Genomic DNA, 22,339 nt, shown 5'->3' on the forward strand with positions numbered 1-22,339 from the left:
CCTTTTATTTTGTTGTGCTCACAAGCTCTGTTTCATATAGTTCTTTTCGGATTTTTTCGCTTTCGATTACTTCTTTCCACGGCTCTGTTGTGACAGACAGTGCTTCGTCGATCCGGGCGTTCAGCGCATCACGCGCTGCTTTATCGGACAGAACTTCTTTAATATGGTCAAGGCCGACACGCTCTACCCAGGCCGCCGTCCGTTCAAGATATACCGCATCCTCCCGGTAATACTGCATAAATGCACCTGTCATTTCCATTACTTCTTCGTTCGTTTTTACTTTGCAGAAAAGATCAGCTGCCCGCAGATGGGTTCCGCCATTTCCGCCAACGTATATTTCCCAGCCGCCGTCTACACCCACGACTCCAATATCCTTGATGCCAGATTCTGCACAGTTGCGCGGGCAGGCAGATACGGCCATTTTCACTTTATGCGGTGTGCCGATTCGCTCGAATTTCTTTTCCATCTGGATTCCCATGCTCATGGAATCCTGGGTGCCGAAGCGGCAGAAACTTTCACCGACACAGGTTTTAACCGTTCGTAATGTTTTTCCGTACGCATAGCCGGACGGCATATCCAAATCCGCCCACATACCCGGCAGATCCTCTTTTTTCACACCGAATAAATCAATCCGCTGGCCGCCGGTTACTTTGATGAGCGGCACATTATATTTATCTGCTACATCCGCAATTTTCCTCAGGTCATTCGCTGACGTTACACCGCCATACATCCGCGGTACAACTGAATAGGTGCCATCTTTTTGAATATTGCCATGCATCCGCTCGTTCACAAATTTAGAGGCTTTTTCATCCTCGTATTCTTTCGGATTAATCATGCCTAAATAATAGTTCAGTGCTGGACGGCACTTTGAACAGCCGCCGTCTGTTTCCCAGCCAAGCACATTCATCACTTCTTTTGTATGAGTCAGCCCTTTTTCACGAATTGCCTCAACAACTTCATCACGCGAAAGCGTGGTACAGCCGCAGATCGCTTCTTTTTGGTTCGATGTGTCAAATCCATCTCCTAATGTATGGGCAAGCAGGTCTACAACGAGTGGTTTACAGCCGCCGCATGAACGGGATGCACTCGTGCAGGCTTTTACTTGATCCACAGTTGTCAGCCCGTCACGTTTGATCGCTTCCATGATGGTGCCTTTTGATACGCCGTTACAGCCGCAGATCAATTCGCTGTCATCCATAGATGCCACCAGGCTCGCTCCACCAGTGCCTTCTTCCGCCGCACCGATGTATTCCTCTACATCCGCTTTCTTATTAATCAGGCGAAGCAGCTTATTTCCTTCACTTGTGTCCCCAAACAAAACAGCACCGGCCATTTTTCCGTCACGGATTAAGACCTTTTTGTATGTGCCTTTCCAGTCATCAAACATTTTAATTGTCTTCGTTTCTTCATCTTCTACAATTTCACCGACCGAGAATACATCCACACCCGAAACTTTTAACTGTGTGGACAGAACTGAGCCTGCATAGCCGGGAGCCTGTGTATCACAAATGTGCGCTGCCATTGCCTTGCCCTGCTCATAAAGCGGAGCCACAAGGCCGTAGACGACTTCGCGGTGCTCGGCACATTCCCCAACCGCGTACACATCTGGGATATTGGTTTCCATAAAGTCGTTGACAAGAATGCCCCGGTTTACGGCAATACCGCTCTCTTTCGCCAATGATGTATTCGGCCGGATACCGACCGCCATCACGACCAGATCCGTTTCGATTTCTTCGCCGTCATTAAAGCGGATACCTTCTACCCGGTTCTCCCCTAAAATCTCGGCTGTCTGCTTTTGCATAAGGAAGTTCATTCCTTGCTTTTCCAGCTCTTTCTGCAGCATTTTACCGGCTGTTTCATCGAGCTGGCGCTCCATTAAAAAGTCGGCCAGATGAATAACGTTTACTTCCATGCCTAGATTCAAGAGCCCGCGTGCAGCTTCGAGTCCGAGAAGACCTCCTCCAATAACGGACGCTTTTTTGAATTCTTTGGACGCATCGATCATTTTTTCACAGTCTTTAATATCACGGAATGCGGTTACGCCTTTTTTCTCATGCCCCGGCACCGGAATAATAAAAGGAACCGAGCCTGTCGCAATAATAAGTTTGTCATATTGGACTGTCCGCTCTTTTGTGGTATGAACACATTTTGCTTCTGTATCAATCCGCGTTACCCCTTCACCTGGATAAAGCTGAATGTTTTGTTCTTCGTACCAGTTCCAGTCGTTTAGCGTAATGTCAGCGATCGTTGTATCTCCTTGAAGGACCTTTGACAATTGAATACGGTTATAGTTCGGATAAGGCTCTTCACCAAAAATAGTAATATGAAACCGATTCGGGTTAATTTTTAATATTTCTTCAATAGACCGGACACCGGCCATCCCATTTCCAATTAGTACTATTCTTTCTTTATTCAACGTAAATCCCCCTCAATAGCAGTACATACCTCGTATTATAAAAAGAATAAAAGATGCTGTCTAAATACATGTTATATTATCTGACATATTATTTTCGGAATTCCATTACTTTATAAAAAGTGTAAACCCTAAGAAATCTATTATTGAATATGTTTTAGCAACCAATAAATAAGGGAAGCATAAGGAAAAACAGAAATAGAAACAAAAGGACGAGTGCAAATGAAACTGTCACTAAAAAGAATCATTTATTACTTGATTAAATTAAGAAGCCGAATCTTTCTGCCCTTTTTTCTTCTATATATCTTGATCACTTCATATATCATTTTGATGATCGAGCCTGAAACCTTTGGTTCTTATTTAACAGCCCTGTACTGGGTAATGACCGCTTTGGCTACAGTCGGCTTTGGAGATTATGCTCCTGTTACGGATGCCGGAAAAGCTTTTACAATTTTTCTTTATGTTACAGGTATTGGAATGGTCAGTGTGTTTATTGGAAACATTCTTGAATCGGTGTATCGGATTGAGAAGATGAGGGTAGGTGGAAAAATGAAATATACAGGAAGCAACCATATTATTTTAATCGGATGGAGTGAAAAATCAAAAGCGGCAGTGGAAGAAATTATCACTTCGGATAACAGAATCGATATTGTCCTCATTGATCATCTGGAAAAGTCTCCTATAATAGATGAACACCTTTTTTATGTGCGAGGAGATGCAACGAATGAGGAAACGCTTATGCGGGCAAATTTGCCGGAAGCCAAAGGAGTAATTATCTTCGCTGAAGATCCTCTACAAGCAAATGATACTGCGAAAGATCCCCTTCTGGCCGATGGGAAAACGCTGCTTATTGCCACGGCCATTACGTCGATTGAAGAACAAATGAATTTATCTATTCATGTAACAGCGGAAGTCATTCACCAGAAGCACATTCGTTTATTTGAACGAGTTAAAGTCGATGAATTTATTCCGACCAATGAAATGATTTCCCATGCAGCCGTACGGTCTCTGTTTTCCCACGGTATCACTCATATTTATGCTGAATTAATGAGCCGTCAGGTCGGCGAAAGTATCTATGAAATTGCCAAACGCCCCCAATGGGTTACATACCGGGACGCATTTATGGATCTATTGGATGAGGGAGCCACGCTTGTAGCGGATCACAGCAATCTTCATATTAACCAAAAATTAGACGAACGAATTCCAGCTGGAGCGCGCCTTTTTGTAATGTGCGATAAAGAAGTGATTGCTAAAATTCAGCCGGATGCTAATGACTAATCTGATCATAATTTACCATATTAATGCAACACAGTTAAATTGATAAAAAAAAGGGTAGATAAAGAAAGAGCTTAGTTGTTTATCAATGGCAAGTTGCAGCTAATTAAATGATACAGCCGTTATTCATCCGTTTGTTTCAGCTTGGTTGGCAGCTTGGTTTTAACAACAAGGAGGATGCTGGATTATGAGCAGGTCATCAAATTGGGAAAGCAAACAATTATATGAATCCTCCTGCAGGGTTCAGTCATCGAGAAAACTAAAGGAAGCGATCTGGCAGTTGCTTTGGGAAGCAGAACGCCCTTATACGACCAAAGAAATTTCAAGTCTGCTTTACACAGGAGAAGCAACGGCAAACAGTCTGTTGCATTCATTAATGCAGGAAAAGAAAATAAAACGGGAAAAAATCACCTCTAAGATCAACGGACGGACGATTTCCCGTTATGTCTATTATGGTGTCGAGCCTTATGCGGAATTACAGCAGGAAGAGCTCTCCCCATTAATGGCACAGGTCTATCAGTTGTTTCAGTCTACCGGCCAGAAGTTGTCAGCAGAGCGTGTATCTTCCCTGCTCAATCTTGCGCCAACAAGCACGGCTACGGTTCTGTACCGCTTATACAAAAAAGGCTATCTCTCTAGAAGCAAAGAATACTCCGGTAAAAGAAAGCGATATCTTTACATGATTGAAGAAGATTCAGAACGCGAGTCTTCCTACATTATTGAAAGGATGGATAAACTGCCCGCCAAAGGCGGAACATTAAAAGACATATCAGCTGTTACCGGGATATCGATTCGTACTTTAAAAGAAGTGATGCTGGAGTTATTTAAAAAAGGACAAGTCTGCCGCCGGCGCCATAGCGAATATGCGGAAAATGAAAGTTTAATTTATTTTTTGCGCGACGAGAAAACATGGGAATATCACATCTCTCGATTACTAGAGTTCGAAATCGTCCAGGAATTAAACAAACATTCTTGCCCTTTGTCTTTAATTGACCTAGAAAATCGGTTGAATGTAAATGTATCCAAAATCAGGAAATCAGTGCAGTTTATGTGTGAAGCCTCCATCGTTGAACGGATTCACCTTGCAAAAGAATCGGCACACAGAAGAGGCTACGGATACAGGTTAACAAAAACCGGAAAAAGAAGAACTTCTACAATGTGGGATTACTTTGAGGAAATCGTTTGTACAGAGAAATAGCCAGTCAGCGGCAAGTAAAATCTCCTTTATACGTTGGGCTGACTGCAGTAAGACTTGTGGTCAGCTTTCTTCTATTTGATCCCCTGCCCGTTCTGATTTTCACTGCCAGCGGCGCCATTTACATATAAAAAAGACAAAAAAATTCCGCTATATTAAACCAAATATTCCTTTAATATATAAATATATTGATCAAAATAATAAAATACATTAACTGGATTAATCATATTTTTATAGATTTTAATCTTATTCGTTTGAATTTTATTAAACGTTTTGTTAAGGTATATAATAACTTTTGAAATGAAGCGTTTGTTAATTTAAAAAATCGTTTTTTTCGAAAGCAAAACCAATTTTAATATTTTTTTATGCCGTATCTGTTCGTTTCCTCTTTTTGTGATTTTACCTCTTTTTCCTGCCGGAAATGCTCACACAATCACAAACCTTTTATTTACTTTGGATGGCTGCCGTCTCGCATACACGCACGGCGCTTTCAACCAAACGATCGGCCTTTTTACATGATCGCGCAGCACTCCTGTTTTTCTCTATGTTCGCAGGGCAATGGATTTGAACCTGCATTTATAAAGCTGCCTGCTATGACAGGCATAAAACGGAGGGAATCGGCAAAACTAAATATGATATTGGCAATTCTAGATTGAGGTGATTTGATGGATCCATACGTACAAGTAAAAAATGTCTCGAAGATTTTTGGCAAATCCCCTAAAGCAGCCATTGAGTTATTAAAGCAAGGCAAGACAAAAAAAGAAATTTTAAATGAAACAGGACAGACAGTTGGAGTAAATAATGTCAACTTTGATATTTATCAAGGAGAGATTTTTGTCATCATGGGGTTATCCGGAAGCGGTAAATCAACCTTGATTCGCATGTTTAACCGGCTGATTGACCCGACTATCGGTGAAATTCTAATTGAAAACGAAGATATTGTTAAAATGAATGCTGCAAGATTAAGAGAAGTTAGACAAAAGAAAATCAGCATGGTTTTTCAAAACTTCGCTCTCTTCCCCCACAAAACTATTTTAGAAAACACCGAGTATGGCCTTGAAATTCAAAAAGTCCCTGCCGATGAACGTCGTAAAAAAGCAATGAGCGCTCTTGAAGTAGTAGGCTTAAAAGGATATGAGCACCAACTGCCTTCACAGCTGAGCGGCGGTATGCAGCAGCGGGTCGGTCTCGCCCGGGCTCTTGCAAGCGATACAAGCATTTTGCTTATGGATGAGGCATTTAGTGCCCTTGACCCGCTTATTCGCAAAGATATGCAGGATGAACTGCTGGAAATTCAAGAGCAGTATAAAAAAACCATTATCTTTATTACCCATGATCTGGATGAAGCGCTCCGAATTGGTGATCGAATTGCGCTTATGAAAGACGGCAGTGTCATCCAGCTAGGCACTCCGGAACAAATTATGATGAATCCAGCCAATGAATTTGTTGAAAAGTTCGTTGAAGATGTGGATTTATCCAAAGTGCTCACGGCTTCTCACGTAATGAAGCGGCCTGAGAAAATTGGTGCTGACCGCGGACCTCGCGTGGCGCTAGAAATTATGCGCAAGCAAGGCTATTCAAGTATTTTCGTCGTAGACCGCAAGCAAAAACTGCTCGGTGCGATTACAGCCGAACAGGCTCGTCAGGCTATTGATCAAAACCTGTCGATTCCAGAGGTTATGACTACCGATATTCCAACAGCGTCGGAAGACACACTGCTTGGCGATATTATGGATGAGATGGCTACATCCAATTTGCCGATCTCTGTTGTGGACGACCAGCAAAGAATTAAAGGAATTGTCATCCGCGGAGCCCTCATTGGAGCGCTGGCCGGTAACAAAGATTCCTTGAACGAAATGGAGAGTGAGTAAGCAAATGAATATGCAAAAAATCCCACTCGGAGCGTGGATTGATTCCTTAGTGGATTGGATTACTGTCACATTTGCTGGCTTGTTTTCCCTGATCACGAATACAATTGATGGCCTGCTAAACATCTTAGTAGATCTTTTAAGTGCGGGCCCGCCTATTGTTTTAATCTTAATTTTAACGCTTCTTGTTACGTATACGAGCCGCTGGCCGCTGGGTATTTTTACTTTAATCAGCTTGCTGCTGATCGACAATCTTGGTTATTGGGATTCCAGTATTCAAACCCTTGCCATTGTCATTTTGTCTGGACTGCTCACCATTGTGATCGGGATACCGATCGGCATTTGGTGTGCCCAGCGAAAAACAGTCCGCAATATTGTTATGCCTATTCTTGATTTTATGCAGACAATGCCTGCTTTTGTTTATTTGATCCCGTCTATTCTGTTTTTTGGAATCGGGGTTGTACCGGGAATTATCGCATCTTTTATTTTTGCGATCGCCCCGACAATTCGAATGACTAATCTTGGTATTCAGGAAGTGCCGAAAGATTTAATTGAAGCATCCAATGCTTTTGGTTCCAGCAACAGCCAAAAGCTGTTTAAGGTACAGCTTCCTTTAGCAACTCCTACGATTATGGCCGGGGTAAACCAAAGTATTATGCTTGCCCTGTCCATGGTCGTAACAGCTTCACTTGTTGGTGCTCCAGGGCTCGGCGCGGATGTTTACCGTGCGGTCAGCCAGATCAATGTAGGACAAGGGTTTGAAGCAGGACTATCGATCGTCATTATTGCCATTATTCTTGACCGTCTTACACAGAATTTACGAAACCCGGCATACAAGCATTTGATCCGTCCGAAAATTGTTTTTTCTGCACTGGCCGTGCTTGTGATCGGTGCAGCTCTCGTTCTTTCTCTGGCAAAAAATGAAACAGCAACCGGTCCAGCTGGCGATGTCGGCAGCGAAACAGGCTATCAAATCATCGGTATTGAGCCTGGAGCCGGTATTATGACACAAGCTAGAAATGCCGTTAAAGATTACGGCTTAGACGACTGGAAGCTTACGGAAGGTTCTTCAGCCGCAATGGTAGCCGAATTGAAAAAAGCGTATGATCAAAAAGAACCGATCATTATTACAGGCTGGTCGCCGCACTGGATGTTCTCTTCTTTTGATTTAAAATATCTCGAAGATCCGAATCAAACCTTTGGCGGTGCTGAAGATATTAATACGATCGTACGAAAAGGTCTCCAACAGGATGCACCTGGTGCCTACCAAATCTTAGACCAGTTCGCCTGGGAAACAAGCGATATGGAAGAAGTAATGGTGCAAATTGAAGAAGGCGCAAGTGCAGAAGAAGCCGCTCAAAAATGGATTGCCGATCATCCGGATGTAGTAGCGAAGTGGACTGAGGGTGCACAAAAAGGAAGCGGCCAAAGCATCAGCCTTGTTTATGTAGCCTGGGATACGGAAATTGCCAGCACAAATGTAATCGGCCAAGTGCTTGAGCAAAATGGCTACAAGGTAAAACTAAGCCAGGTTGAAGTCGGCCCTATGTTTGCAAGTATTGCCAATGGCAGTGCAGACGCAATGGTTGCAGCTTGGCTGCCAAGTACCCACCTTGAGTACTACAACACATACAAAAAAGACATCGTTGACCTTGGACCAAACCTGCAGGGAACGAAAAACGGCCTGGTCGTACCAGCCTATATGGATATTGATTCTATTGAAGATTTAAGATAAGAAAAAGAGCTGCTCATTCAATGAGCAGCTCTTTTTCTTATTCATTTTATTTTACAAAAACGGTTTTAATCGAAGTAAAGAATTCTTTTGCTGCTTCTCCCTGCTCACGGGAATGTGAGCTGGACTGCTTCATGCCGCCGAATGGAGCCTGAAGTTCAACCCCCGCACTTTCTGCATTTACCCGGATCAGCCCCGCTTCCATGTCATTGACGAAGGACAACAAATGCTGGATATTCGTTGTAAAGATAGAAGCACTTAAGCCGTACTCGGTATCATTCGCAAGCTTCAGCGCTTCTTCCGCAGATGCTGCTTTTAAAAGGGCAATCACTGGGCCAAATATTTCTTCTCTTGCAATCGCCATATTCGGCGTACAATTGTCAAAAATGGTTGGTTCCACATAGTATCCATCTGCCTGGCTTCCTTCCTCTGCACGTTTGCCCCCGATAAGGAGTTCGGCACCTTCTTCTACCCCTTTATTAATGTAAGAAAGAACAGTATTCAGCTGATTTTCACTTGCACACGGCCCCATCCATGTACGGCTGTCAAGGCCGCTGCCAATCGTGATCTCTTTTGTTTTTTGAACGAGCCTTTCTTTAAATGTATCAAACACTTCAGATGCCACAATGACCCGGCTTGTGGCCGTACATTTTTGTCCCGTTGAACGAAAAGCGCCTGTCACAACCGCTTCCACTGCCAAATCAAGATCGGCATCGGCAGCCACAATCACTGGATTTTTCCCGCCCATTTCAAGCTGGTATTTTGCACCGCGTGCCAGCGCTGCCTGGCCGATCTGCTTGCCAACGCCGTTTGAACCGGTAAACGTAATGCCGTTGATCTCTTCATGATCCGCAATACCCTGGCCGATGGTTCTGCCTGGTCCCGTAATTAAATTAACGACGCCAGCGGGGAATCCGGCTTCTTCGAAGCATTCAATAATTTTAGCAGCTGTCACCGCTGTTTCTGTCGCCGGCTTCATGACGACCGTGTTGCCATACACAAGCGCCGGCGCTATTTTCCAGATAGGAATCGCAATCGGGAAATTCCAGGGAGTAATGACTCCGACTACACCGAGCGGTACACGTGTTGTAAACATAAGGGCTGAGCTGTCTGTCGATGGAATCACATCGCCTACTTTGCGCATGCCTTCTCCTGCATAGTACTTTAAGATGGCAATGCCGCGGGCTGTTTCCCCTTTTGTTTCGGCAAACGTTTTGCCCATTTCCCGTGTAGCACATTCCGCAATGTCATCGATTCTTTTTTCGAGAATGTGAGCTGCTTTATACAGGTACTCTCCACGTTCTGCCCCTGACAGCCTGCGCCATCCTTCTTTCGCTGCTTTCGCTGCGGCCACCGCCTGGTTCAAATCATCGGCTGTTGATTTTTGTACATAGCCGACGACTTCATTTCTGTCTGCTGGATTCAGGCTTTTTTCCACTTCATTTGAAACGGAAGGAACCCATTCGCCATTGATAAAATTAAGATATGTTTTTGTGTCAATTGTTGTTGTCATCATAATCCCGCCTTTTATTGGATTGGTTGTACAGCTGTTTCTTTTGGAAAACGGTCCAATGCATTTTTCAGGATGCTTTCCATTTGTGCGTAATGCTCTTTTTCCACAGGAAGAACCGGCAGTCTTACATGTTCGCCAACCGGCTTGCCGACAATCTCCATTCCCGCTTTAATGAGAGAAACGGCATACCCTTTACGCTGGCAGCGGATATTGTGGATTGGCAGAATCACATGTTTAAAAATATCACGAACCGTTTCCTGGTCGCCGTTTTGCAGGCTCGTGTAAAACTTCCGGGAGATATGCGGAATGTAATTGGAAATCGCTGATGAATAAGAATCAAAACCCAGCGGGATATATGCCGGCATCGTCACTTCCGCCAGCGGCATTCCGTTCAGCCATCCAAAACGGCCTCCAAATGTCTGTGTGAGCAGTGTATTTAACTCCATATTGCCAAGGCCGTCTTTGACACCGACCACCTGCGGCACTTCAGCAAGCGTTTCCAAAGTAGAGATTGAAAAAGAGACATTGTCACGCTGGTAGACAATCGCATTTAAATCTGTGCTTTCGGCAATCGCTTTAAAGTAAGCAGCCTGCCCTTCCTGTTCGCCTGTTACAAGATAGGGCGGCAGAATCAGATAGCCGTCTGCGCCTTTGTCTGCCGAAATCTGGGCCAGTTCCAAAGATGTTTGAATATTGCCCCCTACACCTGTGTAAACCGGTACTTTTCCGCCGGTCACCGATACGGCAACTTCCACCATGGCTTCGTATTCACTCTTGCTTAAGGATGGGTATTCCGCTGCGGCGCATGCGACAAAGATCGCTTCCAGTCCATCATCCAGTAAATCCTGTACGTTTTGGGCCAGTGCCTGCTCATCCAGCTGATTGTTTTTTGTAAATGGTGCAATCGGGAATCCTAAAATCCCGGTCGGAGCCTGACGATTTTGAGTCATGGTATATCCCCCTTGTGTTGTTTGTTTTATTGTAAGACAAATATATTTATCGGTCAACTTTTAATTTTATTTTCTGAAAATTCGACCTAAAATGCCGGCTTTCTTCTGATAATATAGCGATTTATACATAAAACAGCGGCCAGAAAATCATTGCGAAAACGATTGACAAACAATTTTATTTGTCTTACCATTGGACAAAATTAAACAATTTAAATTTTTACAAAAGGAGTGTTGCTTTTGATAGCGAATATTTCTTAGAATTAGAGTAATTCATCATACACTTTTTGAAAGCGGTATCACATCATCGAATTCATATAAAGGAAGTGTGTTTATGTCTATGAATGCGCAAGAAAAAGTTTTTCCTTCTTCTCCGACGATGCCCAGCAACCAGAAAAAAACACGTGCACGCTGGTTTATTGTTTTCATGCTGTTTCTTGTTACAGCGATTAACTACGCGGATCGGGCCACTCTCTCCATTGCCGGAACGGACATGTCCAATCAGCTTGGCCTTGATTCTGTTATGATGGGCTATGTGTTTTCTGCTTTTGCCTGGTCCTATGTAGCCGGCCAGATTCCCGGCGGATGGCTGCTGGACCGGTTCGGCTCAAAGAAAGTTTACTTTTGGAGTATTTTCTTATGGTCCATGTTTACGCTTATGCAGGGGTTTATCGGTTTCTTCGGCACTGCCGGAACCGCTGTGATGATCCTGTTCGGCCTTCGTTTCTTAGTTGGGCTGGCAGAAGCACCTTCTTTTCCTGCCAACAGCCGGATCGTCGCTTCCTGGTTTCCAAGCCATGAACGCGGCACAGCGGCAGCTACCTTTAACTCTGCCCAGTATTTTGCGACCGTTCTATTCGCACCAATTATGGGCTATATTACGTACACATTTGGCTGGGAATATGTCTTCTACTTTATGGGTGCAGTCGGGATTGTCGTTTCGTTCATTTGGATGAAAGCGATTTATAGCCCAAAAGAACATCCGCGGATTAACGAGGCTGAGCTTGCTTACATTGAAGAAGGCGGCGCCCTGACCAACATGGACCAGGCAGACACAAAGAAAGAAAAAAAGAAAGCGGTTAATTGGAGCCAGGTTAAACAGCTGCTTACAAACCGGATGCTCTTAGGTGTGTACCTTGGCCAGTATTGTATTACGACGCTTACGTACTTTTTCCTTACCTGGTTCCCGGTCTATCTTGTACAGGAAAGAGGCATGACCATTCTTGAAGTTGGTTTTGTGGCTTCCCTGCCGGCTGTATGCGGATTTTTTGGCGGCATTCTTGGCGGCATGTTCTCTGACTTCCTGCTCCGCAAAGGTTTCTCTTTAACGGTTGCCCGGAAAACACCGATTGTCGTTGGCATGCTGATGTCCATGACGCTCGTTGCCGCAAATTACGTGGATACACAATGGGTTGTGATCTTTGTGATGGCGCTTGCCTTTTTCGGTAAAGGATTTGGTGCACTCGGCTGGGCCGTTGTCGCAGATACCTCTCCAAAAGAAATGTCCGGCGTCAGCGGCGGCCTTTTCAATACCTTTGGCAACATTGCCGGTATTACCACACCGATCATTATCGGCTACATTATTGCGACAACCGGTTCATTTAACGGGGCGCTTGTTTTCGTTGGTGCCAATGCATTAGTCGCGATCTGCAGCTACCTGTTCCTTGTAGGGGAAATTAAGCGGGTTGAATTAAAATCGTAATCTATTATCTTAATTTGATAGGAGAGAAAAAATATGAACACTCAATTAATCCAGGAAAACGTCCAGACAGGTACGCCTATTATTACAGAAATGAACGTTGTTCCCGTTGCCGGCCATGACAGTATGCTCCTCAATTTAAGCGGAGCTCACGCCCCTTACTTTACGCGTAATATTGTGCTGCTGAAAGACAATGCAGGAAATGTCGGTGTGGGTGAAGTCCCGGGCGGCGAGAAAATCCGCCAGACGCTTGAAGATGCACGTGAACTCGTTGTGGGCCAGTCTATCGGCACCTACAACAATATTTTAAATAACGTACGCCGTCAGTTTGCGGACCGGGACGCAGCGGGACGCGGCTTACAGACGTTTGACCTCCGCATTACGATTCATGCTGTAACCGCTTTAGAAGCCGCTCTTCTCGACTTGGTTGGAAAATACCTTGGCGTTCCAGTCGCAGCCCTTTTAGGCGAAGGACAGCAGCGGGACAAAGTGGAAATGCTGGGCTATCTATTTTATGTTGGGGACCGGAACAAAACGGATCTGGAGTACCGGAACGAAGCAGAGGCAGAAGATGACTGGTTCCGCCTTCGCCATGAAGAAGCGTTAACTCCTGAAGCGGTTGTCCGACTGGCAGAAGCGGCTCATGCCCGCTATGGCTTTAACGACTTTAAACTAAAAGGCGGCGTTTTGCGCGGCGAAGAAGAAATCGAAGCTGTCACAGCACTGGCAGAGCGGTTTCCGGAAGCGCGCATTACCCTGGACCCGAACGGCGGCTGGCTGTTAAAAGACGCCATCCGCTTATGCCGGGACCAGCACCATGTTCTGGCTTATGCAGAAGATCCTTGCGGAGCAGAAGGCGGCTTCTCGGCCCGTGAGGTGATGGCTGAATTCAGACGTGCGACAGGACTTCCTACTGCGACCAATATGATTGCCACAGACTGGCGGCAGATGGGGCACTCCATCCAGCTGCAGTCGGTTGATATTCCGCTGGCGGATCCCCATTTCTGGACGATGCAGGGTTCTGTCCGGGTCGCGCAGATGTGCCATGACTGGGGACTCACATGGGGATCGCATTCGAACAACCATTTTGATATTTCACTGGCGATGTTTACGCATGTAGCTGCTGCTGCTCCTGGAAAAATCACCGCTATTGATACACACTGGATCTGGCAGGACGGACAGCGCCTGACAAAAGAACCATTTAAGATCGTGGGTGGAATGGTCGATGTTCCAACAAAACCAGGGCTTGGTGTGGAGATTGATATGGAGCAACTGGAAAAAGCCCACCAGCTGTATAAAGAAAAAGGACTCGGTGCACGCGATGATGCGCTCGCTATGCAGTATTTGATTCCAGGATGGACGTTTGATCCGAAGCGCCCTTGCTTCGTTCGATAATTGTGTACAACAAGCGCCCTTGCTTTAAAAGGGGCGCTTTTTCTTTTTAATTTGTTCTTTCTCCTCTTATCATGCACAAATAAGTGGCACTATTATGCAATTCGTCTTACAATAAGGTTACATAGATAAAGGCAGAGAAAAGAGGTTACACCATGGAGGAATCATCTAAAAAGCTGGGCGTTCAATCCGTTCACCGCAGCACCCTTTCTAAACAAGTAGTTGAACAAATTGTGCAGCTGCTTGTCAGCGGTCAAATGAAAGCGGGAGACAAGCTTCCGCCCGAGATGGAGCTGATGGAAGAACTGGGTGTCAGCAGACCGGTCCTTCGGGAAGCACTCAGTGCTCTTGAAACACTTGGCGTTATTACCCGAAAAACACGGGAAGGGACTTTTTTCAACAATAAAGTCGGCACTCATCCTTTCTCTGTTATGCTGGCGCTGGCAACCGATAACTTACCCGCTATCATTGAAGCGCGCATGGCGTTGGAGTTAGGGCTTGTGACCATGGCCGCCGAGAAAATTACGGACGAGCAGCTGGAAAAGCTAAGAAAAACGATTGATGCCATTGCAAACAGTGAGGATAATGACTATGGCGAAGCGGATAAGGAATTTCATCACATTATAGCCTTAAGCGCTAACAACCCTATTGTCGAAGGGATGATTGATTCTCTTCTAATTACCCATAACAAAGTTAACAGCTTGATTCAAGTGAGAGAGCGGGAACGTACGGTAGAGTACCATAAAGCCATTTACGCGGCCCTCGAAGCACGCGATCCACAGGACGCCTTCTTACAAATGTACAAGCATCTTGATTTTGTCCGTCAAAAAGTCCTTCAATATTCCTCAGCGAATGACGAATAAAAAGCCTTGAAGCCATATGGCTTCAAGGCTTTTATTTTTACACTTCGGAATCTCCCAATAAGGTTTTTTTGTTTTTCATACCTGCGACAATGCTAAGGGCAATAGCCAAAACGGACAATGCCATCAGCGTGCCCGAAATCGGACGAGTAAAGATCTCCATGAAGTTTCCATTATACAGTCCAAGTGTCTGAAGCAACGACTCTTCCATCATTTTTCCTAGAATAAACACGAGCGCAATGGGAGCTACCGGAATGTCTGCTTTTTTCAGCACATAACCAAGCAGTCCAAAAACAAGCAGTCCGCCGACATCCCAAAGGCTGTTGCTGATCGAATATGTTCCGACGATGGAAACAGCAATAATAATCGGAAACAGCATGTTAAATGGGATGCTCGCTATTTTAGCCCAAAATTTCGCCAAAGGAAGATTCATAAAAAGCAAAAGCAGGTTCCCGATAAACATGCTTGCAATAACGGCCCATACAAAGTCAGCATGCCGGACAAACAGCGTTGGGCCTGGCTGCAGGCCATGAAGGACAAAAGCTCCTAACAAAACAGCCATTGTCGCTGAGCTTGGAATCCCAAGCAAAAACAATGGAATCAAAGCTCCTCCTGTAAAGGAATTGTTGGCCGTTTCAGGCCCTGCCACCCCTTCAATCGCTCCTTTTCCAAAACGAGACGGATCTTTTGCCAGTCTTTTCTCCATTGAATAAGACAATAAAGATGGAACAACGGAACTGATCCCCGGAATTAACCCTAAGAAAAAGCCAAGAACGGTTCCCCGACCGATGGACATAGCAGAGGGGCGGATTTCCTGGCGGTTTGGAAGCAGCCCTTTGACTTTTGGCGGCTTTTCAGGCTTTTTCATTTGCTGTTCGAGGCCTAACAAGATTTCTGATAAGCCAAATAACCCCATCGCAATCGTCACAAAATCAAACCCATCAATCAAAAAAGCCTGGCCAAATGAGAAGCGAATATCACCTGAGCTTGGCGCAATTCCGAACATGGCCAGCACAAGCCCGATCAAAACCGCCAGTACACCACGGATAATGGATTTTCCGGCTAAGCCGACAACCATTGTCATTCCAAACAGAATAAGAGCAAAATACTCAGGCGGCCCAAAAGAAAGAGCAAATTTCACAAGATGAGGCGCAACAAGGGCAACCCCTATGATCGCAACAACGCCTCCTACAAACGAGCCAATGGCAGAAATACCAAGCGCTACACCGGCACGGCCTTTTTGGGCCATCGGGTAACCATCCAGGCTCGTAACAACCGATGCCGCTTCTCCGGGAACATTTACAAGAACTGTTGTAATCGTTCCGCCATACATAGAGCCGTAAAAAATACCAGACAGCATAATGATCGCTGAAATGGGATCCATCGCAAATGTTAACGGAATCAGAAGGGCCGTCCCGGCGCTTGGACCAAGTCCCGGCAAAATGCCCACAATCATGCCAACGGAAACGCCCGCCAGGCAGTATAAAATATTCTGCCACGATAATGCGATTTCAAAGCCGTTCATTAATAATTGAACTGTCTCCATAAAGCCTCCTCCTTACCATCCCAACATATTCGTCGGCAGCGGAATATCCAAAATAAGGTTAAATACGACATACAACACAATCGTGACGGAAGCTGCTGTGCTAAGCGATATTTTCCATTTAAAATCAGGCATAAGAAGAATAAGCATAACGATAATACTGGAGACGATATAGCCGAGAAAAGGTGAAATAAGAATAAACAAAAAGATGGACAGCACTACTTTTAATACGCCAACCAAAGCTGCGCCTTTCGGCAGTACTTCTGAGAACATAATCTTGTTGTTTTTCCGCAGTGAATCCAATATAAACAAAATAGAAAACAAGCCCATCAGCCCGCTCAGCCAAAGCGGAAACAAGCCCGGTCCCGGACCATACTCCCCGTAATACGGGTATTTCAGCGACTCACGAACCATAAAAAGTGAAAAGAGCAAAAGAGAGATGCCTACCCATACACCGTAATTTTTCACGTTTATCCACTCCCCGCCAGATAATAGTAGAATAAGTACCCGCCTCTAAATAGAGACGGGTACGCGGTACACTTACCAGCCAAGCAAATCTTTTAAGCCTTCAATGTCTTTCACATCCTGTTCAAGCAGCGCTCTGTAATCCTCTGCATTGTAATAGCCGACCTGCGTGCCGATCTCTTCCATTTTCTTTTCATGCTCAGCATTTGTTACCGCTTTCTCAAAAGCGGTTTCGAGCACTTCCATCGTTTCTTCATCTACCCCTTTTGGCGCAACCAGTCCTCTCGTTGATTGAGAAATCACTGGCTCAAATCCTTCTTCTTCAACTGTTGGAACATCCGGAAGGAAAGACGATCTTTCTTCTGCTGTCACAGCGGCTACTTTCAATTGTTTTTCCAGGTGCATCGGATACGCTTCACCTACACTCGTTACAAGAACGTCAACATGCCCGCCTAAAAAAGCAGCTCTCGACTTGGCAGTTCCGTCAAACTGAATTGCTTTAAATTTGGTGCCAAGTGCTTCATTTAATTTCAAAGTCACCAGGTGGTCATCTCCTGCTACCCCTGTGGCCGTTGTTGTTACTTCGTGATCCTTCGCATACTCAACCAGTTCTTTGAAGTTTGAAAAACGTTTATCATCCACCCGTATCGCAACCGCTCCCGGGTCTACAACATGATTGCCAATCATCTCGAAGCTGTCAAGATCCACCTGCTTTTCCATCGTAGGATTCACCAATCCACTGGCCAGGTTTGGAGAATTCAAAAAACCGATTGTATACCCATCCGGCTTAGCCGCAGCAATCGCATTCCATCCTACCCATCCGCTTCCGCCGGGCTGATTAACAATGGTTACCGTTTCCCCGAGCTCTTCTTCTAAAAATGGCTGAAGTGTTCTGGCTGTTGTATCAGTCCCTCCCCCAGCATCATAAGCGACAATAATGCTGATCGGCTTTTTAGGAAAATCACTTTTGCCTTCTGATGAAGCTGTTGAACTCGTTTCTTCTGCTCCGGAACAGGCAGACAAAGCACCCGCCATCATAATCGACGATACCATCAATGAAAAACGTTTTTTCATTCCACTTCCTCCTCTGTTTTAATGAATAGTTATAGATGACTTCTTAACGGTCTAGATGCAGAGGGTCACAATGATGCAAATGAAGAAGCGTTATCCCCAAAATTCATTCAAAGCCGTAAGCATGGCCTTTATATAGCCAATGGAATAAGCAAATCCGATGCTGGATGAGCTCCATCCTACATTGGAATGTGACCATTTGGCATCTGTATCAGGTGCATCTCCCGCCATAATCGGAACGTGGTCAGGATTGAGACATCCTTCATATCCAACCTTTTTTAGCTCCATCAATATTTTAAACATATTTAAATCGCCATCATCAAGCAGGGATTCTTCAAATGCTTTCGCAGTGGCAAGGCTGCCTCTCACATTTCTGAAGTGAATAAGAAACAATCTTCCTTTGCGGCCGTAATGATTAATTTCATCAATTACAAGCGGGCTTCCGCCTTCTTCCGCTCTCGTTCCAACGCAGTAAATATAGCCGACATTTTTGTTTGGATATTCATCAATGATCCGGTGATACCCAAGACCGCCAAATGGACTGTCCGGGTGTGGTGAATCAGATGGATGCATGCCGACTTTAACGCCGTAATCCTGTGCAGCAGGAACAATTTCTCTATAGACCTCGTTAAATTTCTTTCTCCATTTTGTGCTTTCTTCAAGCGTCGGCGTTGCTGCTTGTTCCTTTGTAAAGCTTAAGCTTTCTCCACGGGAGATCGCTCCGCCCCGCTGAATGGCCTGATAAGGAGTAGACAAGCCATAAAATACATCTCCCGCAAAGCGCTGCCGAACGATGTTGATCCCTGCTTCTCCAAATACTTTTACAGCGTTCACAGAATGCTCGATCTCAATCTCACTGCCTGGCTTTTCATTCATAAAGTCTTCCGAGATATTTGGCAGGGTAACACGGTTAATGTCGAGTCCCCACGAACGAATTCTTTTCCTTTGCTTTAATAAAGCATCCAGATCCGGATACCCCTGCTCCTTCACGCCTGGAAACGAAGCACCATTGCCAAAATCAATATAATCGACGCCAAGCTGGCTCATTTGCTTTAAGTCTGTATCTGAAAGATCAAAGAAATTAGTTGTAACTGAAATGTTCACTCCATCTCCTCCTCTATCTGTTTGCTGGAAAGCCTCCCGTTACCATTGACGGACACAGTAAATCCCTAATAAATAAACCGCTTACATTTTCTCGCTTGTACTTTCTTTACCTTCGAGTATTAGAAAGCTTTTAATGGCTTTTTGCCGAACATAATTAAGGTGATGATACATAGCTGCGTAGGCAGCCAGAGAATCGCGTTTTTCAAGCGCGTGATAAATATCAAGGTGCTGCTGTATCGTTTCTTTTAAATTTCTTTCTTCCAGCGGTATCTTTTTTAAAATCTGGCGATGAAATTGCTGCAACGGATGAACCAATCCATTAAATAAAGCATTGTTTGCACTGAGCGCAATAATTCTGTGAAATTCTTTATCTTCTTCGGAAGAATCTTCAGTAGGCAGTTCCTTCATACGATCAATCGTTGCTTTTAATTTTTTCAAATCGGCATCGGTTATTTTTTCGGCAGCCAATGTCACTAATCCAAGCTCCAGCGCTACCCTGATTTCAGTAATGGAAAGCAGGTCTCTCGAAGAAAGCGCTAACATAATCGAGAAAGGCTCACTCCCAATTTTGTCTGCAAAGAAGGTCCCGTGCCTGGTATGGCGATGAATAAGGCCGATTACTTCCAAGGAAGTTAAGGCTTCTCTAATCACAGGCCGGCTCACTTTACAAATTTCCATAAGTTCTACTTCTGAAGGAAGCCGCTCTCCTGGACGAAGATGTCCTTCAATAAGCAAATTGATAATTTCATCGATGACTTGTTTCGATAACGTTTTTCGGGTCACTGATTTAATTTGAAGCTTTACACTGTCTCCTTCACCCACTACACTCCCTCCCAACTGTTCTGAATAGTCTTACAATAAATAATATTCTGTTATTATTGTAAGACAAATTAATTTAACTGTCAATTGGATAAATAAAATTATTTTTTTGTGCTGAACGGTTAAAATACTTCATGGGCTTCTTTTTTTTTGCGCACAAAAAGAACACTATTCAAAAATGAAACAGTGTTCTGAACGGGTGTATATAAGATGATAATGGCAGTTATATAACTCTTTTTTAACCAAAATGACTGGATGGTTCTTCTTTTAAACTCCACACAGTCTTGGTTTCTTTTCCCTTTAAAGACAAAGCGGCTGGCGGCAGCGAGATTTTGATCGTCGTTCCTTTGTTTACTTCACTTGAAATGCGCAAATCTCCCTTATGATTTTCAATAATTTTCAAACAGGTCATCAGCCCGAGCCCTGTTCCTTTTTCTTTTGTCGTATAAAAAGGTTCTCCCAGTGTCGGAATACGTTCTTCTGGAATCCCTACTCCCTGGTCTTTAAAAGAAAGGGTGATATAACCATCTTCACTTTTATGAGCCCCAACCTCGATAACCCCCCCGCCTGGCATAGCTTCAATCGCATTTTTCAATACATTGATAAATACTTGCTTCAGCTGATTTTCTTCACAAACGATTTGAGGAAGCTGCATACTGTATGAAAGGTTTATTTGTACATTTTCCATCATCGCTTGTGAATTAATGAGAGAAACTACATCATCCAGCAGCGGCTGGATATTCATTTTTTTAAACTTTACTTCATTTGGCTTGGCCAGTACTAAAAATTCACCAATAATAGCATTGATCCGTTCCAATTCCGCTAATACAATCTCTAAAAAATCTTTATGCTGATTTGTTTCAGAATGAACCAGCTGGATAAATCCTTTAATAGAGGTAAGCGGGTTTCGGATTTCATGAGCAATACCTGCTGCCAGCTGCCCGACTACTGCTAGTTTCTCAGATTTCTGCAAAAGAGATTCCGTTTGCTCTCTTTTACACGTAATATCCTTGCCAATATATAGTGTTGCTTCTTTTCCTTCGAATATAATTTGTAAAGAAGAGAATTCAAAATAAATCTGTTTTAAATTTAAACACGTAAGCTTGCACACCGCGTTTATCAGCGGACGTTGGGGCTGTTTAGGGACCGCTTCATTTTTTTGTATCTTTTCTAAATACCCTTCTTCAATAAAATCCACAATAGAGCGACCGACAAGATCACTTTTTTGATGGGCACCCAACATATTCTCGGCTGCCTTATTTGCATACAAAATGATATTATTCCGCTGTATAACAACTGATTCAGGAAGCAATTCAATCAACAGCTTATAATTTTCTTCACTTTGCTTTCTTCTTAACTGATCAAGTTTTAACTTGTCATATTGCAGGCCGACAAACCAGGCAATAAAGGTGGCGATAACCAGGTCGTACACTTCTTTTTCAAATGCAGAATTAAAAAAAATTAACTGAATGAAAGTAAAGCATAAGGAAGTGCTAATTAAAATTATTCGGCCAGTCTTTTTCATGGGAACTCCCCTTTTAAACAGATTAAAAACGAAAGCACTTTATAAGCTACCCGCCACATACTTGCAAACCTTTTCGAAAAGTGAAGGGTATTCCGACCTCCTAGTCTCGATATGAGAACAGTATATTCCTATATTGCTATAAACACAGTTAAATGCCTATATTTTTTCTTCGACAAATATCGATCATTTTGTTTCTTCTGACTGTTTTTGTTGTACTTTGATATGCTAGTGAATAAAAACAAATATACTTACAAAAAAAAAGAAAAGAACACTTAAAGTTCTTTCCTTTAAATAAATAGAGTGAATACCTTATATGTATACAACAAACATTAATATAAAGAAAATCAGCTGTTGCTTCCCGGTAACCATTGTCCATAAATGGGATTAAATGTACCATATGCTCTGAACACACCATTTTTATAAAACGGCATAAACCCGTATCGTTCAAGCCAGCGATACGCACTTTTCCTTTTTTCATCATCAAATACAACAAATAAATACTCATTTGGTTTTAAGCGATATCTGAATTCGAGAATAATATCCAAAGCTTTTTTCAGCCCTTCAAGACCGACTTTCCCGGTTGCTTTCTCTTTTGTACCTCTCGGATTTCGATTCTTCCACTTGTTCGCTTTCTTTCTCGAATCCGTTATGATAACGGCTGCATTCCAAACGTATACAACTCGATCGGAAACAAATTCTTTTTCACGCCAGAAATAAACATGCAGCGACTGCCCATTACTGAGCCCTACCTGATACCGCACCTGGCTTTTTCGTCTTTTTACTAAATCACGCATGTTTTTACAGCTCCTTTGAAGGGGGAAGATGTTTTTATATTTTCATCTTTCTTATTCATTCCCTCTTTTCTTCCCTGCATGCTAACTCATTGTCTAATTTCTTCATTAAACAAAAAAGACAACC

General features: G+C 43.8%; 17 protein-coding genes. 7 read left to right on the top strand and 10 right to left on the bottom strand.

What is annotated here, in order from left to right:
- Nucleotides 1-4 precede the first annotated feature (4 nt).
- On the bottom strand, nucleotides 5-2,416 hold the full coding sequence (gene nirB, locus RRU94_RS07955) for a nitrite reductase large subunit NirB (RefSeq protein ID WP_315691227.1): 2,412 nt from the start codon (nucleotides 2,414-2,416) through the stop codon (nucleotides 5-7).
- Nucleotides 2,417-2,635: 219 nt separating this feature from the next.
- On the opposite strand from nirB, the gene RRU94_RS07960 reads away from it, so the two are divergent.
- The 4 genes from RRU94_RS07960 to RRU94_RS07975 all read left to right on the top strand — a co-directional run bounded on the left by RRU94_RS07960 (nucleotide 2,636) and on the right by RRU94_RS07975 (nucleotide 8,486).
- Nucleotides 2,636-3,691: a potassium channel family protein gene (locus RRU94_RS07960; RefSeq protein WP_315691228.1), complete on the top strand. Its 1,056-nt coding sequence runs from the start codon at nucleotides 2,636-2,638 to the stop codon at nucleotides 3,689-3,691.
- A 184-nt stretch (nucleotides 3,692-3,875) separates the two neighbouring features.
- On the top strand, nucleotides 3,876-4,886 hold the full coding sequence (locus RRU94_RS07965) for a BlaI/MecI/CopY family transcriptional regulator (protein ID WP_315691229.1): 1,011 nt from the start codon (nucleotides 3,876-3,878) through the stop codon (nucleotides 4,884-4,886).
- Between the two features lie 662 nt (nucleotides 4,887-5,548).
- A complete protein-coding gene (locus RRU94_RS07970) occupies nucleotides 5,549-6,754 on the top strand; it encodes a quaternary amine ABC transporter ATP-binding protein (RefSeq protein ID WP_315691230.1) in 1,206 nt (401 codons plus the stop codon).
- Nucleotides 6,755-6,758: 4 nt separating this feature from the next.
- A complete protein-coding gene (locus RRU94_RS07975) occupies nucleotides 6,759-8,486 on the top strand; it encodes a glycine betaine ABC transporter substrate-binding protein (RefSeq protein WP_315691231.1) in 1,728 nt (575 codons plus the stop codon).
- Nucleotides 8,487-8,532: 46 nt separating this feature from the next.
- On the opposite strand, the gene gucD is transcribed toward RRU94_RS07975, so the two are convergent.
- Nucleotides 8,533-9,996, bottom strand: a complete 1,464-nt coding sequence (gene gucD, locus RRU94_RS07980) for an alpha-ketoglutaric semialdehyde dehydrogenase GucD (RefSeq protein ID WP_315691232.1) — start codon at nucleotides 9,994-9,996, stop codon at nucleotides 8,533-8,535.
- 14 nt (nucleotides 9,997-10,010) lie between these two features.
- Nucleotides 10,011-10,946: a 5-dehydro-4-deoxyglucarate dehydratase gene (gene kdgD, locus RRU94_RS07985; RefSeq protein ID WP_315691233.1), complete on the bottom strand. Its 936-nt coding sequence runs from the start codon at nucleotides 10,944-10,946 to the stop codon at nucleotides 10,011-10,013.
- A 376-nt stretch (nucleotides 10,947-11,322) separates the two neighbouring features.
- On the opposite strand from kdgD, the gene RRU94_RS07990 reads away from it, so the two are divergent.
- The 3 genes from RRU94_RS07990 to RRU94_RS08000 all read left to right on the top strand — a co-directional run bounded on the left by RRU94_RS07990 (nucleotide 11,323) and on the right by RRU94_RS08000 (nucleotide 14,897).
- Entirely contained in the window at nucleotides 11,323-12,645 is a 1,323-nt protein-coding gene (locus tag RRU94_RS07990; RefSeq protein WP_410492980.1) for an MFS transporter, read from the top strand.
- Nucleotides 12,646-12,678: 33 nt separating this feature from the next.
- Nucleotides 12,679-14,037 carry a glucarate dehydratase gene (gene gudD, locus RRU94_RS07995; RefSeq protein WP_315691234.1) on the top strand — a complete coding sequence of 453 codons (1,359 nt, stop codon included), beginning with the start codon at nucleotides 12,679-12,681 and terminating at the stop codon, nucleotides 14,035-14,037.
- A gap of 152 nt (nucleotides 14,038-14,189) precedes the next feature.
- Entirely contained in the window at nucleotides 14,190-14,897 is a 708-nt protein-coding gene (locus tag RRU94_RS08000; protein ID WP_315691235.1) for a FadR/GntR family transcriptional regulator, read from the top strand.
- Nucleotides 14,898-14,934: 37 nt separating this feature from the next.
- Here RRU94_RS08000 and RRU94_RS08005 read toward each other — a convergent pair whose 3' ends face one another.
- From RRU94_RS08005 to RRU94_RS08035, 7 genes are all read right to left on the bottom strand, one after another.
- On the bottom strand, nucleotides 14,935-16,440 hold the full coding sequence (locus RRU94_RS08005; RefSeq protein WP_242237895.1) for a tripartite tricarboxylate transporter permease: 1,506 nt from the start codon (nucleotides 16,438-16,440) through the stop codon (nucleotides 14,935-14,937).
- 12 nt (nucleotides 16,441-16,452) lie between these two features.
- The gene (locus RRU94_RS08010) at nucleotides 16,453-16,905 is read right to left on the bottom strand and encodes a tripartite tricarboxylate transporter TctB family protein (protein WP_242237893.1); all 453 of its coding nucleotides are present in this window, start codon (nucleotides 16,903-16,905) and stop codon (nucleotides 16,453-16,455) included.
- 72 nt (nucleotides 16,906-16,977) lie between these two features.
- On the bottom strand, nucleotides 16,978-17,976 hold the full coding sequence (locus RRU94_RS08015) for a tripartite tricarboxylate transporter substrate binding protein (protein WP_315691236.1): 999 nt from the start codon (nucleotides 17,974-17,976) through the stop codon (nucleotides 16,978-16,980).
- A gap of 90 nt (nucleotides 17,977-18,066) precedes the next feature.
- Nucleotides 18,067-19,077: a mannonate dehydratase gene (locus RRU94_RS08020; protein WP_315691237.1), complete on the bottom strand. Its 1,011-nt coding sequence runs from the start codon at nucleotides 19,075-19,077 to the stop codon at nucleotides 18,067-18,069.
- Between the two features lie 81 nt (nucleotides 19,078-19,158).
- Nucleotides 19,159-19,899 (bottom strand): FadR/GntR family transcriptional regulator, encoded by a 741-nt coding sequence (locus RRU94_RS08025; protein WP_315691238.1) that lies wholly within the window; start codon nucleotides 19,897-19,899, stop codon nucleotides 19,159-19,161.
- 235 nt (nucleotides 19,900-20,134) lie between these two features.
- Nucleotides 20,135-21,421 carry an ATP-binding protein gene (locus RRU94_RS08030; RefSeq protein ID WP_315691239.1) on the bottom strand — a complete coding sequence of 429 codons (1,287 nt, stop codon included), beginning with the start codon at nucleotides 21,419-21,421 and terminating at the stop codon, nucleotides 20,135-20,137.
- A gap of 344 nt (nucleotides 21,422-21,765) precedes the next feature.
- Nucleotides 21,766-22,215: a hypothetical protein gene (locus tag RRU94_RS08035; RefSeq protein WP_315691240.1), complete on the bottom strand. Its 450-nt coding sequence runs from the start codon at nucleotides 22,213-22,215 to the stop codon at nucleotides 21,766-21,768.
- Nucleotides 22,216-22,339: the final 124 nt, after the last annotated feature.

The organism is Domibacillus sp. DTU_2020_1001157_1_SI_ALB_TIR_016, assembly GCF_032341995.1.
Classification (GTDB): domain Bacteria; phylum Bacillota; class Bacilli; order Bacillales; family Domibacillaceae; genus Domibacillus; species Domibacillus indicus_A.